General features: G+C 43.7%; 14 protein-coding genes. 5 read left to right on the top strand and 9 right to left on the bottom strand.

What is annotated here, in order from left to right:
- Positions 1–8: 8 nt before the first annotated feature.
- The 4 genes from L6468_RS08500 to L6468_RS08485 are packed head-to-tail and all read right to left on the bottom strand — an operon-like array spanning position 9 to position 4,793.
- The gene (locus L6468_RS08500; RefSeq protein WP_237792920.1) at positions 9–2,186 is read right to left on the bottom strand and encodes a GumC family protein; all 2,178 of its coding nucleotides are present in this window, start codon (positions 2,184–2,186) and stop codon (positions 9–11) included.
- A gap of 26 nt (positions 2,187–2,212) precedes the next feature.
- Positions 2,213–3,181 (bottom strand): TolC family protein, encoded by a 969-nt coding sequence (locus L6468_RS08495; RefSeq protein WP_237792919.1) that lies wholly within the window; start codon positions 3,179–3,181, stop codon positions 2,213–2,215.
- Positions 3,182–3,207: 26 nt separating this feature from the next.
- Complete coding sequence (locus tag L6468_RS08490) at positions 3,208–4,416, bottom strand: sugar transferase (protein ID WP_237792918.1); 1,209 nt, start codon at positions 4,414–4,416, stop codon at positions 3,208–3,210.
- Positions 4,417–4,424: 8 nt separating this feature from the next.
- The gene (locus tag L6468_RS08485; protein ID WP_091819110.1) at positions 4,425–4,793 is read right to left on the bottom strand and encodes a response regulator transcription factor; all 369 of its coding nucleotides are present in this window, start codon (positions 4,791–4,793) and stop codon (positions 4,425–4,427) included.
- A 197-nt stretch (positions 4,794–4,990) separates the two neighbouring features.
- On the opposite strand from L6468_RS08485, the gene L6468_RS08480 reads away from it, so the two are divergent.
- Positions 4,991–6,481 (top strand): xylulokinase, encoded by a 1,491-nt coding sequence (locus tag L6468_RS08480; protein WP_237792917.1) that lies wholly within the window; start codon positions 4,991–4,993, stop codon positions 6,479–6,481.
- 73 nt (positions 6,482–6,554) lie between these two features.
- On the opposite strand, the gene L6468_RS08475 is transcribed toward L6468_RS08480, so the two are convergent.
- Both L6468_RS08475 and L6468_RS08470 read right to left on the bottom strand, forming a co-directional pair.
- Positions 6,555–7,100 carry an FHA domain-containing protein gene (locus L6468_RS08475; protein WP_237792916.1) on the bottom strand — a complete coding sequence of 182 codons (546 nt, stop codon included), beginning with the start codon at positions 7,098–7,100 and terminating at the stop codon, positions 6,555–6,557.
- Between the two features lie 25 nt (positions 7,101–7,125).
- Positions 7,126–8,118 (bottom strand): HU domain-containing protein, encoded by a 993-nt coding sequence (locus L6468_RS08470; RefSeq protein WP_237792915.1) that lies wholly within the window; start codon positions 8,116–8,118, stop codon positions 7,126–7,128.
- Between the two features lie 115 nt (positions 8,119–8,233).
- Between L6468_RS08470 and rfbC the strand changes: the two genes are divergently transcribed.
- The 3 genes from rfbC to L6468_RS08455 are packed head-to-tail and all read left to right on the top strand — an operon-like array spanning position 8,234 to position 10,905.
- Complete coding sequence (gene rfbC, locus L6468_RS08465) at positions 8,234–8,782, top strand: dTDP-4-dehydrorhamnose 3,5-epimerase (RefSeq protein ID WP_091819113.1); 549 nt, start codon at positions 8,234–8,236, stop codon at positions 8,780–8,782.
- Positions 8,783–8,797: 15 nt separating this feature from the next.
- A complete protein-coding gene (locus L6468_RS08460) occupies positions 8,798–10,114 on the top strand; it encodes a UDP-glucose dehydrogenase family protein (protein ID WP_091819114.1) in 1,317 nt (438 codons plus the stop codon).
- The gene (locus L6468_RS08455) at positions 10,111–10,905 is read left to right on the top strand and encodes a DUF4738 domain-containing protein (RefSeq protein ID WP_237792914.1); all 795 of its coding nucleotides are present in this window, start codon (positions 10,111–10,113) and stop codon (positions 10,903–10,905) included. Before L6468_RS08460 ends, L6468_RS08455 begins: the two co-directional genes overlap by 4 nt.
- Here the strand turns inward: L6468_RS08455 and nudC are convergent.
- A complete protein-coding gene (nudC, locus tag L6468_RS08450; protein WP_091819116.1) occupies positions 10,902–11,702 on the bottom strand; it encodes an NAD(+) diphosphatase in 801 nt (266 codons plus the stop codon). The genes L6468_RS08455 and nudC overlap by 4 nt on opposite strands.
- Complete coding sequence (locus tag L6468_RS08445) at positions 11,699–13,441, bottom strand: bifunctional metallophosphatase/5'-nucleotidase (protein WP_237792913.1); 1,743 nt, start codon at positions 13,439–13,441, stop codon at positions 11,699–11,701. Before L6468_RS08445 ends, nudC begins: the two co-directional genes overlap by 4 nt.
- Positions 13,442–13,546: 105 nt before the next feature.
- Between L6468_RS08445 and L6468_RS08440 the strand changes: the two genes are divergently transcribed.
- Positions 13,547–14,215, top strand: a complete 669-nt coding sequence (locus L6468_RS08440; protein ID WP_091819118.1) for a DnaJ domain-containing protein — start codon at positions 13,547–13,549, stop codon at positions 14,213–14,215.
- Here L6468_RS08440 and kdsB read toward each other — a convergent pair.
- Entirely contained in the window at positions 14,212–14,958 is a 747-nt protein-coding gene (gene kdsB / locus L6468_RS08435) for a 3-deoxy-manno-octulosonate cytidylyltransferase (protein WP_091819119.1), read from the bottom strand. The two genes, L6468_RS08440 and kdsB, sit on opposite strands and share 4 nt — an antisense overlap.
- Between the last annotated feature and the right edge of the window lie 43 nt (positions 14,959–15,001).

Raw genomic sequence — 15,001 nt, 5'->3', positions numbered from 1 at the left:
ACACTCTACTATTTTGCATGGCTGTTTTCTGTAGCTGTCAGGCCAAGTTGAGATAATCTGTAGATAAAGTTGTTGAATTTCGTATAAGGCGGTAACTGCCCTACGAATTCTTCTACAGCATAGCGTTGTGCTTCAGTAAGATATAAGAATAATGAATTCTTATTTTCAAGACGTGCCTGTAATTCTTTAAGCGCTTTCTGATCAACATCTTTCCAAGTACGGTTTGCACGTGTTACCATTAAGTTGATGGTACCCATATTTAAGAGACCTGTTGGAATTGTGTTGTCATCCAAATTGGGATACTCAATGATTGCAATCTCGTTGGGCATAATATCTGGGCAAATTGATTTTATGTCTGTTGCCATCAGATAGCGACTATCTTCGGCCAAGAAATCTTCGTCGTAGGTAAGACGGCGTACTTGCAAACCCAAACTGAGCCAATAGTTCTCTAACTCCTGAGCAATATAGCTTTTTCCATTGGCAGCATCTGTTGACAGTAAATTGAGTACGTTTTGCTGCCCTTCCTTGAAGTTGGGAAGCAATGATTTGCTTAGTTGGCGGAGCGCCATGTCGTTAATGGTCTTATTGAAACGGCGATAGCGCAGGGTACTCTCCTTGGGATAACATCCCATGACAGGTACTTGTGTGATACGTTCAGAGCGCATACGATCACGCAATGTGCGGTCAAGCATCTCAATGATGAAGAAATAGGTTGCAGTGAAAACGAAAGCCAGCATGAAAGAACCAAGTAAAGTCATCATACGATTGGTTGGCTGTGCATTCAACGGGAACATGGGCGGGTTAAGCACACGCAATACAGCTGTAGACATCTGGAGGTTGCGCTGGCGCAAACGAGCTGAGTTTAATGCTTTTAGCATCTCCATATAGTTGCCTTCAATAAAACCTATATGACGATCCTTACGATCCAGTGTTGCACCTATCGGAGAGAAGAAAATGAACTGCTGGTCGATATTTTGTTGCATGATATCTTGGGCACTTAATTCTGCTTTTGTCTTCTCCAATAGGATGACTTGTTCCAACCAACGATCAATAAGATCTGCGGATTTGATGCCTGTGTCGGTATTGTAATTTGCTCCTTCAAGTGTTTGGGTTAACTCCTTGACTTTCTTGGTGGTAGCATCCAATTGACGCTCTGCTTTAGACAACTCTAATTGGGCTTCATTGTTGTTTCCGCCATTTTCGCTGCTCATCAATTTAAGATTAGCAATACGTGATTGCAATCGGGTGATATCGCGAACTAATGCGGAGAATTCCTGATTGGATTCAATAATCTTTGCACGACTACCTAATTGCTGCTTCAGGTAGGCTATCAATGCCTCTGTGGTTGCAATATTCATACGCAACTCATTGTTTTTTACCTGCTGCTGCGCTTCAAGACCTGCAACCTGTTTGGTTTGTTCACCATAATTGATGATGCGATTTTTGACATTATATTTAATGAGGTCATTCTCTGCTGTTGTCAAGTTTCGGTAAAGTCGTTTTACTTCTTTCTCAAAGAACTTGATAACATTCATGGTTTCGCCATAACGAAGTTGTTGGTATTGATTGGCGAAAACCTCATTTAAAATGTCAAGTGTGTTATAACATATGCCAGGGTCATTGGCGGAATAAGAGATGTCGATAATGTCACTGCCACTGAGCTGTAATACTTTTAGACGACTTGTTATACTATTGATACTAAAATATGGATGATAGTTGAGGAGACCAAACAAGTAATTATCCTGCGAGGGACGCTCGTAGGCTTTCAAGTTACGATAAGTCTCTAACTCGTTTTGTGGGTTGATGAGTGCCTTTACTTCTGGAGGTACACTCGCATTCAGTTGACGGAAGTGCTCTGCTGTGATATAATTATTGTCCTTGTTGGGGTTCCCATACATCATGCAGCGCGCAAATAATTTCAGAGCGACCTCATGAATCGTGTTATCTGTTTGGATAATCAACATGAGGTTGATAATGTTTGTCTGTGGATTTCCACCAGCAGCACCTGTTCCACCTTCAATGTTATATCCCGTAATCATACCTGTATAGATTGTTGTTCTCGCATCGTAAACACGTTCTGTATTGCGTGTCATAAACCATGCGACAACCAATGCTATCGTTGGCAAAACAACGAGATACCAACGAATCTTATACAAGAATCTAACAATATATCTGAATATATCCATCTGTTCAATAACTAAAGTTGATGATATTATTTGTTTTTTTCTTTTGCTGCTTTTGCCGCCTCTTTTTCGGCTTGCTTTGCTTCTCTCTCTTCCTGTTTAAGAATCTCTTTTTCACGTTTAGCTTCTTCTTCTGCAGCTTTTTTGATGCGCTTCTCTACTGCACGATTCTCCTTGGCGATTTGCCTCCGAGATTTTTCTATGGTAGAGTCAAGCGTGATATCGGTAGTCGTGTTGGTTATGATAGGTGTATGAGTCAGGATTTCAAGAGTTACAATGTCGGTTGTAATTTCAGTTAATAGTGCTTGATAAGTGTTGACTGCTTCCATACTACGTTGGCCTGTATTAGCATAGGTTTCAATCTCCATGCTTCCGTGGTGAAATTCTACCTCGTTGAGTGAACTGGCACCTTGAGATGCTGCGGCACTTTCACCAGCAGATTTCAGGGCTACCAAATTATTGGTGATTTTTATATAGAGGGTAACAATTTGTAATTTTAGTTGGTCGTATGCGGCATCTTTTTGAATTTGGATGTTTTCAACCTCTAGGCGCTTGCGCTTGACAGATGGGCCTAAATCCAAAATGTCTTCTAAAGGTAAGCTAACACTTACACCAACATTCCAATAACTTTGTTCGCTAGAATGAGGTTGCCATACCATACCAGAACCATAGCCTGTGCCTTGAGAGCCACTCCAAATGTCTGATAAACCATAGCTGGCACTCGCAGATCCGCTGACATAAGAGAATATGTGTTTTTTCTGCTTTGCCACTTCAGCTTGAGCGATTTCCTGCTGTTTCGCAAATTGTAAAATGGTAGGATTTGACTTTGCATTTTCAAACAACACAGCCAATGGTGGTAATTTGAATTCTGAGAAGCTGATATCCTTCTCCTGACTTGAGTCAAAGAAACCTGCACTGATTCCGCTGTCATCGGCAGACTGGGCGGAAGCCGTGAGACACAGAGACGATATGGCTATAGTAAATAGGTATTTTATCATAGATGTAGGTTTTTTCGCAATAGATATTATACGTTCTCTTTCTGCACAAAGGCAAAGAGGGTACGGAATATAATCTTTAGGTCGAGTGCCAAAGAATAGGTCTCGCCATAGATAATGTCAAGTTGTTTGCGCTCCTCAGCAGACATCTTGCCGCCCTTGCCGCGTTCCTCTACCTGCCACAGACCTGTGAGTCCTGCAGGGGCCATGAAACGGTCAATGCTAGAATCGGCAGTAAGCTTCTCTGCTTCATAGAGTGGGAGAGGACGATTGCCGACAACAGACATGTCGCCTTTCAGGATGTTGAAGAGCTGAGGCAGTTCGTCAATGCTGTATTTACGGATGAAACGTCCAACTTTCGTAACGCGTGGATCGTTCTCGATTTTTACAAAGGCATTGTTGATGTCTTCTTCTTTCTGCTTGCTGAAATCTGTTTCTGCTACGACAAAATCATCACCAATCAGCATAACCTCGTCATCGCTGATCATCATGTTTGATTCAAGCCCTAACTTGGCCATCATCTCGTCTTCTGCAGCGGAATTGCTGAACGATGATGCTTCTGTGGTGGTATTGTCGTTGTCTGTCTTCTTGGCATACTGATTTCCTGTCTTGCTCAGTTCTTGCAGACGCTTTTCTGCGTCCATATACATAGAACGGAACTTGAGGAAGTCAAATATCTGGTAACTGGTACCAACACGCTTTGATTTGAATAGGGCAGGACCAGGACTCTCCAATTTGATGGCAATCGCTGTGATAATCATGATTGGTGATGTGACAAGGATGGCCAAAGATGAAACGAAAATGTCAAAGAGACGTTTCCATACAGGAATCTTAAACTGGAGCAGGTTCCTCTTGGTGACTACTGTGTCAAACAGCATGTCTTCCCTGTCGCATACAAACTGTAGCTTCTTGCTGATAACCGTTACAGAAGCGTTGATATCAAGCGTGTCGTTAATGCCGCATTGCTGGTATTGCTTTCGCTCTTCACTTGACAAACCAGATGTGAGCAGGATGATGTAAATGCCTGGGCAGTTCTGCTTCAGATAGGTGATGGCTGCCGTATCATATCCAGGAGATGTCTTCTCTAGGAAGATAATATAGTGGTCGTAGAGCTTGCGTGTGTTACACTCGCTAGCGGCCTCTGAATAGTCTTTCTTGAAAATGACATGCTTTCCAGGCAGATACTTCAAACGCTCTTCTGACTGGGGATTATTACCTATATATACGACACCAACCATAATCTATCTTAGTTCGGCAAAATCTTCTTGACGCGGATCTTTAATTCCATGGGGTTGAAGGGCTTCACAATGTAGTCCTCAGCACCAATTTCCAACAGACGGATACGCTCGCTGGTAGAGTCCTCACTTGAGAGCATGATGACGGGAATGTGACTGAATAACTCATTCTGCTTAATCCACTCCAAGAAATCATCACCTCGCATACCCGGCATGCGGATATCAGAGATAATGAGGTCTGGTGTGTTGCCAGCCTGAAGCCATTTAACACCTTGCAATCCATCAGGTAACCACTGTACATCGTAGTCGCTCATCAGGTAAATCGAGAGGACCTTTGCAATGGTCTCTTTGTCGTCAAGTATTAGAATTTTCTTTTTCATATATGAATATGATTTTAATCGTTTTAACCTTATTTTGTTGATATATCACGTGCAAAGGTATATAAAAAAAATGAAATGAGCACAAAATGTAGAAAAAAAATAACAATAAAAGTGTTTTTTGTCTTTATTGGAAAATATTTTAGGGAAAAAGACGTTTTTGACGTATAAATTAAGGTAAAGAAATAATTTTTAAATAAATGGCAATGAGGTATTTATTAGGATTTGATGTTGGCAGTTCTTCTGTCAAGGCATCATTAGTCAACGCCGATAGCGGCAAGTGTGTGGCTTCTGCTTTCTTCCCAGAAAAGGAAGCACCTATTATGGCTGTTAAAATAGGTTGGGCCGAGCAGGATCCTAACTCTTGGTGGGAGTATGCAAAACTCTCATTGAAGAAGATTATGGCTGAAAGTGGCGCTAAGGCTGAAGAAATTAAGGCCATTGGTATTTCATATCAGATGCATGGATTGGTTTGCGTAGACAAGAACTACCAGCCTTTGCGTCCTGCTATTATCTGGTGTGATTCACGTGCTGTGCCTTATGGCGAAGCTGCTTTCCGTGATCTGGGTAGTGAGCAGTGCCTGTCGCACTTGCTGAATTCTCCAGGTAACTTTACTGCAGCTAAGTTGGCATGGGTTAAGGAGAATGAACCTGACCTGTATAATAAAATATATAAGGTGATGTTGCCTGGTGATTATCTGGCATTGCGTCTGTCAGGAGTTGCTAACACAACGGTGAGTGGCTTGTCTGAAGGCATGTTCTGGGATTTCAAGGAGAATCAGGTCGCCAAATTCTTGCTTGACTATTATGGATTTGATCAGTCATTGATAGCTGATATCGTGCCAACTTTCTCTGAGCAGTGCGTTGTATCTGAGGCTGCTGCAGCAGAAATGGGACTGAAGGCAGGAACTCCAATTACTTATCGTGGTGGTGACCAGCCCAATAATGCACTCTCTTTGAATGTGTTGAATCCTGGCGAGATTGCTGCAACAGCAGGAACTTCAGGTGTGGTATATGGCGTGCTGGGTGACGTTAACTATGATCCTAAATCACGCGTTAATACATTCGCTCACGTTAATCACCAGGCTGACCAGACTCGTCTTGGCGTACTGTTGTGTATCAATGGTACCGGTATCCTGAATGCATGGGTTCACCGTAATATTACTCCTGGTATTGGTTATGCAGAGATGAACGATTTGGCTGCTCAGGCTCCTATTGGTAGTGATGGCGTGACAATCGTTCCTTTTGGAAATGGTGCAGAGCGTGTGCTTGAGAATCGTGAAATCGGTTGCTCAGTCAACGGGTTGAACTTCAATAAGCACTCACAGGCTCATCTGGTACGTGCTGCCCAGGAGGGTATTGTCTTCTCATTCTGCTATGGTATGGAAATCATGCAGCAGATGGGTATGGATATCAGGAAGATTCATGCAGGCAAGGCCAATATGTTCTTAAGCCCACTGTTCCGTGATACATTGGCAGGTGTAAGTGGAGCAACAATTGAACTCTATGATACAGATGGCTCTGTTGGTGCTGCCAAGGGCGCAGGCATGGGTGCTGGTATCTATAAGGATGCAAATGAGGCTTTCGCTTCCTTGGAGAAGTTGCAGGTTATTGAACCAGACGAGAAGCATCGTGCAGAATATGCAGCTGCTTATGCCGCTTGGAAAGAGACATTGAATAAAAACCTGTAAAGGAAACGGATATTAAAAATGGAGACGTTCAATTGAATGCCTCCATTTTTTTTATTTTTATGTTTGGTTGTCTTTAATCTTCTTCGTCGGGGCCCTTAAGGATAATACTGGTTGCACCAATCGTGAAGAGGGTGCCGCTTTCGATGACACGTCGCTCGCGAGGTGGAATCTCAACATTTTCAACGAATGTACCAGTATTGCTGTTGTTGTCACGCAGGATATACTTTAATCTGCCTTGCTTGTCTCGGCTTACATTGATGGTACAGTGGTTTAAGTCTACGCTGGGGTCTACTGTCTCGAAAGCTGTGTTAATAGGGTTTCCTTTCTGGTGGCGTCCGATAACATTGTCGCCCATCTGCAGGGGAATGATTTGCTTGTAGTGGAACACGTTCTCGATAACAACAATACTGCCGCAGGGTGTTTCTCCTGTTGAAGCGTTGCTGTCTGCCATCTGTCTGTTTTCCTCCTTTTGTGTGTTCTTAAGTTTGGAAACGCCAATGCGGATGCCAAACTGCTTATTGCACTCTGGACATTGGAATACCAACGACTGACCTTCTGTGTATTTGGTCTCGTCAAATGTGATATAGTTCTCGCATTTCGGACAGCGTACGCGCTTCATCTACAAGTGTTTAAAAGGGGGTTGCTTAGTCTTTAATCTCCAATACCCATGACTGTTCGAAGTAATCGCTCTTATTGCGAAGACTGCGCAACGAGTTGGCTGCTTCTGTTTCGCTGGCATAATTGCCATATACAATTCGAAGCATGTTGCTCTTGCTGGTCACTAACCGGACTTCAGAGTAGCCTTCTTTGCTGAGTTTCTCAATAAAGATCTCTGCATTCTTCTGGGTTACCTGACTTGCCAATACAATACAGTATGTGGATTTTGAAGAGGTTTCTTCTGTGGTTATATCAGCATCAGCAGAGATGCTGTCTTTGGCATCTTCTTTGGAAACGGTCTGTGTCTCCTGTATGTCGTCTGCAGTCTGCTGCTGTGAGATAATGGTGTGCTGAGGGATGGCGATGAAAGCACTTTGCTGCATCTCCATGGCGCTGTCACCGTTTGAAATAGGTGTGCCAATCATGAAGAATGCTATAATAGCTGCTGCTGCTGCAACAGCATTGCGCAACCATGACATCTTGATGGTAATAGCACTTTCTTCAGGAACCTTTGCTGTGTCTTCATTCTGAGGTGTTTCTACAGGAACCTTTGTCTCTACGACGAGTGGGGACATCTCAAAAGAACTGAGACCATAAAGATATGGTGTCAGAATGCCTGCCTCGCATGGCTCAAATTCCAAATTTCCTTCTTGGTTGAGGCGAAGGATACCAATGTCGTTAAGCTCGTATTCACGCTTTGATTCCAAATGCTGACGTATCTCAGCAACCTCAGCCTCGATGCGTCTGAGTGCTTCGGGGTAACTGATGTCGTAAGCTTCAATATATGATTGAACGAGCAGAGAGTCGTTCATCGTAAGACGGGGATTGAAACCCAGCGTACGAAGTGGTGGCAGGAAAGTGCCGTCTGTCTCGTCATATCGGGCATCAACATGGTGTGCCATAAAGCCACCAAGACCGGGAACAATGACACAATCATTGCTCAACAATAAAATCTCTATATGTCTTTCAAGTACATTCACGTTGCAAAGGTACGGCTTTTTTCTGAATCGGGCAAATAAAAAATGCAAAAATCTTATCTTATCTGAATATAAAGTCGTACCTTTGCACCATTGAAACAAGAATACGGAAAAAGTGATGAATTTTATTGAAACAGAAATAAAGGGTGTCTTTATAATTGAACCAAAAGTGTTTAATGATGCGCGTGGCTATTTCTTCGAAGCATGGAAACAATCAGAGTTCGAAGCCAATATCGGTCATGTGGATTTTATCCAAGATAATGAGTCTAAGTCATCCTATGGTGTGCTCCGTGGACTGCATTATCAAAAAGGTGAATTCGCACAAGCAAAATTGGTACGTGTCATCAAAGGTCGTGTGCTTGATGTGGCTGTTGATGTCCGTAAGAGTTCCCCTACATTTGGAAAGCACGTCATGGTTGAATTGAGTGAGGATAATAAGCGCCAGTTCTTCATTCCTCGTGGATTCGCCCATGGTTTCCTGGTGTTAAGTGAAGAGGCTATCTTTACCTATAAGGTTGATAATGTCTATGCACCTCAGGCTGAGGCTGGCGTCTGTTGGAACGATCCAGTGCTTGATATCAAATGGCCTATTGATCCCAAAGAGGTGTTGACAAGTGAGAAAGACTTACAACAGCCATTGCTGAAAGATGCAGTCGTGTTTGATTAATATATAATAAGGTATATGAATATCGCAATTGTAGGAACAGGTTATGTGGGACTGGTTTCTGGTACTTGTTTTGCAGAAACAGGCGTGAATGTTACGTGTGTGGATGTTGATGCCCAGAAGATTGAACGTTTGAAAAATGGAGAAATCCCCATCTATGAACCAGGTCTGGATCAGTTGGTGCTGAAGAATGTTAAGGCTGGTCGATTGAAGTTCACAACAGACTTGGCTTCTATCCTTAATGAACAGGAAATCGTATTCTCTGCAGTTGGTACACCTCCCGATGAAGATGGTTCTGCAGATTTGAAATATGTGTTGCAGGTGGCTAAGACCATTGGTGAGAACCTGAACCGCTATCTTGTGGTGGTGACCAAGTCAACTGTTCCTGTCGGTACGGCTAAAAAGGTACGTCAGACAATTGAAGCAGAACTGAAGAAGCGTGGAGTTGATATTCCCTTTGATGTGGCTTCGAACCCGGAGTTTCTTAAAGAGGGTAATGCTATCAAGGACTTTATGAGTCCTGACCGCGTCGTGGTTGGTGTTGAAAGTGAAAAGGCAAAGAAGGCTTTAACAAAGCTCTACAAGCCATTCCTTATCAATAATTTCCGTGTTATCTTCATGGATATCCCTTCTGCCGAAATGACAAAATATGCTGCAAATTCCATGTTGGCTACACGTATCTCTTTCATGAATGATATTGCCAATCTTTGTGAACGGGTAGGAGCTGATGTGAATATGGTCCGTGCAGGTATTGGCAGCGATACGCGTATCGGAAGAAAGTTCCTTTATGCTGGATGTGGCTATGGTGGCTCTTGCTTCCCCAAAGATGTGAAAGCCCTTATTAAGACTGCAGATCAGAATGGCTATTCAATGGAAGTCCTGAAGGCTGTGGAACGCGTAAACGAAAAGCAGAAGTCTGTACTCTTTGATAAATTGCAGAAAGCTTACCAGGGGGAAGACCTTAAAGGTAAAACCATTGCGATGTGGGGCTTGTCGTTTAAGCCTGAGACTGATGATATGCGTGAGTCAACTGCATTGGTGATGATTGATAAACTCCTAGCAGCAGGTTGTCGTATCCGTGTCTATGATCCAATTGCCATGGATGAATGCCGTCGTAGAATTGGTGATAAAGTAACATATTGCAGGGATATGTATGATGCGGTTCTTGATGCGGATGCTCTTTTGTTGCTGACAGAGTGGAAGGAATTCCGTTTGCCTACATGGGGCGTTATCAAGAAGGCAATGCACAGACCTTTAGTTATTGATGGACGTAACATCTTTGATGTAGAGGAACTTGACGAGAATGGATTTGAATATCATTGCATAGGTAAATGATAAGGTATTGTATCATAGCATCTCTTTTAATCCTGTCGTTTGTAGCTTGCAAGCAACAGCGTAATGACGTCTCAGGAAATGAAACGCCAGAAGACTTGGAGGCGAAAGCCATGCTGCAAGGTATCTGGATTGAAAGTGAGACGGAAGAGGTCTCGTTCCTGGCGAAGGGCGATACGATATTCTTTCCGGATTCTACGAGTCAGCCTTCTTATTTCCGTATTGTCAGTGACTCGTTCTGCCTGGGTGAAAACCGATATGCAATAACCAAACAGACGGAGCATTTGTTCTGCTTCCAGAATCAGGCTGGTGAAGAGGTCCGTTTGGAGAAGAGTGAGAACAAAGAGGATTCTTTGGCATTCTTGGATAATCAACCAGAGATATTGTCACTGAACGAAGTCCTGAAAATTGACTCCGTGGTGTTGTTTGGGGGTGAGCGATATCACTGGTATATTGCTGTAAACCCAACAAGGTATAAGGTGACCAAGGAAACCTATAATAGTGATGGCGTCAGTGTAGACAATGTCTATTACGACAACATCATTCACATTAGTCTCTATCGTGGGTCTGTATGTCTTTTCTCACGTGATATCAAGAAACAGATGTTTGCTGACGATGTTCCACAACAGTTCCTTGATCAGGCTGTTTTGGGTAATATTAAGTACGATCACGTCGATTCACGTGGCGTCCACTTCAATGCCAACCTCTGTATACCGGATGTTGCCAGTTGTTATCTGGTAGAGACACTTATCGGTTTTGATGGTCAGATGACCAAGAAACTATTGGAATATTAATCCTCTCCGAGCCAGTTGTCAATCAGCCGGCGGGCAATAGAGAGCTTTTCTGGAAGCTTGGGCAGGTTGGTGCGATTGAACCAACCTGCTTTTGTTAGTTCCTCGCGCTGCACATGAATCTCTCCGCTCTCATAATCGGCAGTGAAACCTACCATTAATCCACTGGGGTAGGGCCAAGGCTGGGAATCAAAATACTGGATGTTCTTAATGGTGAGGCCGGTCTCTTCCATCACCTCTCGCTTGACGGCTTCCTCCAAAGTCTCACCTGTCTCAACAAAACCTGCAATAAGTCCATAGAATTCACTACGGAAGTTACGACCGCGAGCTAATAATACTTCGTCGCCTCGGCGGATAAGTACGATAACTGCCGTGGCTAATTGGGGCCAAACTTCTTTTCCGCACATCTCACAACGCTTGCTGATGTCTGTGTGAAAATGCATCTGACCACCACAGACACCACAGAACTTTGTGTTGCGGTCCCAATAGAGTAACTCTGCGCATTTGCCTGCCTTCAGATAGAGTGGGTAGGGGAGTTTGTAGTAACTCTGACGCAGGGGGCACATCTCATAGAGTTGATAGTTTAAAGTTGAAAGTTGAAAGTTGGGGCTGTTTGTTGGGGGCGTGTCAATGCTGTAGGCTTTCACTTCAATACCATCCAGGGGCGTGATGTTTAGAATCGTAGTCCAGGGCTTTATCTCTGTAGGTGGTTCTTCCTGGCAGGGAATCGTGTACGTACCGTCAGCCTGACGTTCTAGCATCAGGTCGTCTTTGCAGAATACGAAATAGTATTGTTTCATTGCTTTTCTTCTCCAAATAATTGCTTGTAATCACGTTTTGCTGCAGGGATGGTCCATTCCTCTGGCGTGAATTTCCAGTTGTGGGCTGCTTGAGGGGATACGTTTCCTAAACGTTCAATCTCTTGTGTGAGGTAATGGCGCAAGTCCAGAGGTGATTGATAAATAATCCTACTGTTTAGTTTCTCTTTGGGAATGCCCGCACCTTTTGTTAGCAGGTCACCACCACCATTGCCGCGATAGCTGTTCATGACAACCTTATAGGTTTTGTTTATTTGAAATGGTTCGCCGTTTGACATTCTGAGAATCCTGACTTTCTGTCCGTTAGGTTTTGTAACGTCAACCTCATAGTCGATACCGGATGCTGAGTCGAAATTAAATGTATAGTTCAGAAAACCTGTACGTTGTTGGTCTTCTTTTGAGGCATCGTTGAGTAACAACAGGTGGTCTTCTGGACGTTTCATGGTGTTTACCCATCGGTCATAGCTTTCTTCCAGATGTCCAAGTACCTCCTTTCCTGTCATATTGAGTACGTACATCTTGTTCTCAAAACGATAGAGTTTGAACATGTCTGCCATCGTGACATCTCCGGCTTCAATCTTGCTGTCAAATGCCAAGGGGGCATTAAATGAGATGTCTGCTCCAGAGATGCTTAACTGCAGACTGTGAATGAAATCAGAAAAAGCAGAATTACCAAAGAAACAGTCGCGTGTGCTTACCGTTGTCTCAAAATGCCCAATCTTGCGGTCAACATACGATTTAATGCGATTGAAGTCTGGTTGGAAATACTGACTCATTTGCTCATCAATCTGCTCTTTGTGTACACTGACGATATCGCCCTTGATGTCCTTTTTCCTGAGTTTTCCTTTCTCATAAGTCAGGCAGATTTGTGCATCGGCAACGTTCACTGCAAAACAGGAGGGGTCGAGTGTCAGAACCTGTTTCCCATCTGTGTTCTCAATCCATTCATTGTGTACCTGGTGGTCATGACCAAAAAAGATGATGTCAAAACCTGGTACTTCACGTGCTACACGAGCTGTGGCATCCTCCTCGGCACCATTTAATACCAGTCCGCCTTCTTTTCCACTATGGAAAAGACCTATTACCAAATCGGCATGTTCTACCTCCCGTACCTGCTTCACCCATTTCTTGGCACAACTGACCATCTCGTGGAATTCCAATCCTTCATATACAGATTCGTTAAGCCAACAGGGGATGGTAGGAGTGAGAAGTCCGATGACGGCAATCTTTACGCCATCACGTACGAAAAGGGCGTAAGGCTTGAGGTATGGCTGCCCATTTTCTTTCTCTACCACATTGGCACCCAGGATAGGACAGCGTACTTCACGAATCCATTTGTCATAGACTGCATGACCAGGTTCTACATCGTGGTTGCCTATTGTCTCGGCATCATACCTCATATAGTTTACCATTCTTGCTGCAATGTTCTGATCTGTGGTCATCACATAGTTGGACCAGTAACAAGTGGGCTGTCCCTGCAGGATGTCACCATTGTCAATCAGCAGCAGGTTCTCGCCATATTGATTGCGTAGGTTGTTTACGTAAGAGTTGATACGCATTAATGTTCCTTCCAAGGGCTTGCGGTTTACGAAATCGTATGGAAAGAAATAGCCATGGACATCACTTGTCTCAACGATTCGTAAGTTCACCGTCTTTGTTTGTGCCATAGTATGAGGCAAAGTGCCAAATAAGAGTGCTCCTAATATGAGTGCTTTTTTCATATTTATCTGTTTTGATGGCGCAAAATTACGAAATGTCATATGAAACGCCAAATTTTCGGCATGGAATTTGCTGTAAATAATTAAAAAAGAAAGGAGATTGAGATTATGGCATTCATAGATTATTATAAGATTCTAGGGGTTGATAAGACCATTCCACAGAAGGATGTGAAGAAAGCCTATTTGAAACGTGCCAAGCAGTTTCATCCGGATTTGCATCCTGACGACCCAAAGGCCAAGGCAAAGTTTCAGGCTTTGAATGAAGCATACGATGTGATTGGTGATCCTGAAAAGCGAAAGAAATACGATCAGTATGGTGAACAGTGGAAGCAAGCTGATGCCTTTGGTGGTACAGGTGGCTTCGGCGGCTTTTCTTCAGGTGCTGGTGGTGGCTCTCCATTCGAAGGGTTTGATTTCTCAAACTTTACTAATGGAAGGGGTGGCGGTGGCTTTAGCTCATTCTTCGAGGATTTGTTTGGTGGTGCCATGCGAGGACGTGGCGCTGGTGGTTTTGCCCATCAGCAACCACGTGAGACGCAGGCTAGTGTCAATATAGATATGTACACGGCTTTGCTGGGTGGTGATGTCATCGTCACCGTGCCAGATGGGAAAAAGATACGTCTGAAACTAAAACCTGGCACGCAGCCTGGCACTAAGGCCAGACTGCGTGGCAAAGGTCAGAACGGTGCGGATTTGATTATTACCTATCAGGTTACATTGCCTACGAGTCTGAGTGCTCGTCAACAGGAGTTGCTAAGGCAGATGCAACAAGGTTAATCCTTGAATTCCTTCAGAAACTGTTCTGCTCGCTCAAGGTCTTCAGGTGTATCAATTCCGACGGTTTCTACATCGGTAAGGCCCACCTTGATGCGATAGCCGTTTTGAAGCCAGCGTAATTGCTCCAGACTCTCTGCCAGTTCCAGAGGGCTTTGGGGCAATTTCGTGATTTGTGACAATACTTCACGACGATAGGCATAAAGGCCAATGTGCTTCAAGAAAGGAAAATGTAACAGCCAGTCGCTACTTTCTTTTCCTCTGATATATGGAATGACGCTGCGACTGAAATACATGGCATAGCCGTTAACATCACATACAATCTTTGGAGAATTGGGGTTCTGAACAGCCTCCATGCTTTCGAAAGGTTTTCCGAGGGTAGCTATCTGTGTGTTTGGATCATCGAATAGGTGTTTTACTGTTTCCAACTGAGATTTCTGGATGAAGGGCTCGTCGCCTTGTACGTTGATAATGACATCGGCGTTGGTCTGCAATTTTATGGCAGCTTCCTCAATACGGTCAGTACCGCTTTTATGGTCGGTGCGTGTCATGACGGCATGGCCTCCAAATGACTCTACAGCCTTGAAAATCCTATCGTCGTCGGTGGCAACATAGGCTTCGCCCAATACACTTGTTACTTGTTCGTAAACTCTTTGAATGACGGGCTTACCGCCTAGCATCGCCAGCGGCTTGCCTGGAAAACGCGTAGATGCATAACGCGCAGGAATAATACCAATGAATTTCATCTGCTTTACTAATTTTTGACGCAAAGTTACAAATAATTCTTAA

It is taken from the genome of Prevotella communis, from assembly GCF_022024115.1.
Classification (GTDB): domain Bacteria; phylum Bacteroidota; class Bacteroidia; order Bacteroidales; family Bacteroidaceae; genus Prevotella; species Prevotella communis.
This window is presented reverse-complemented; position numbering and strand designations above follow the sequence as displayed.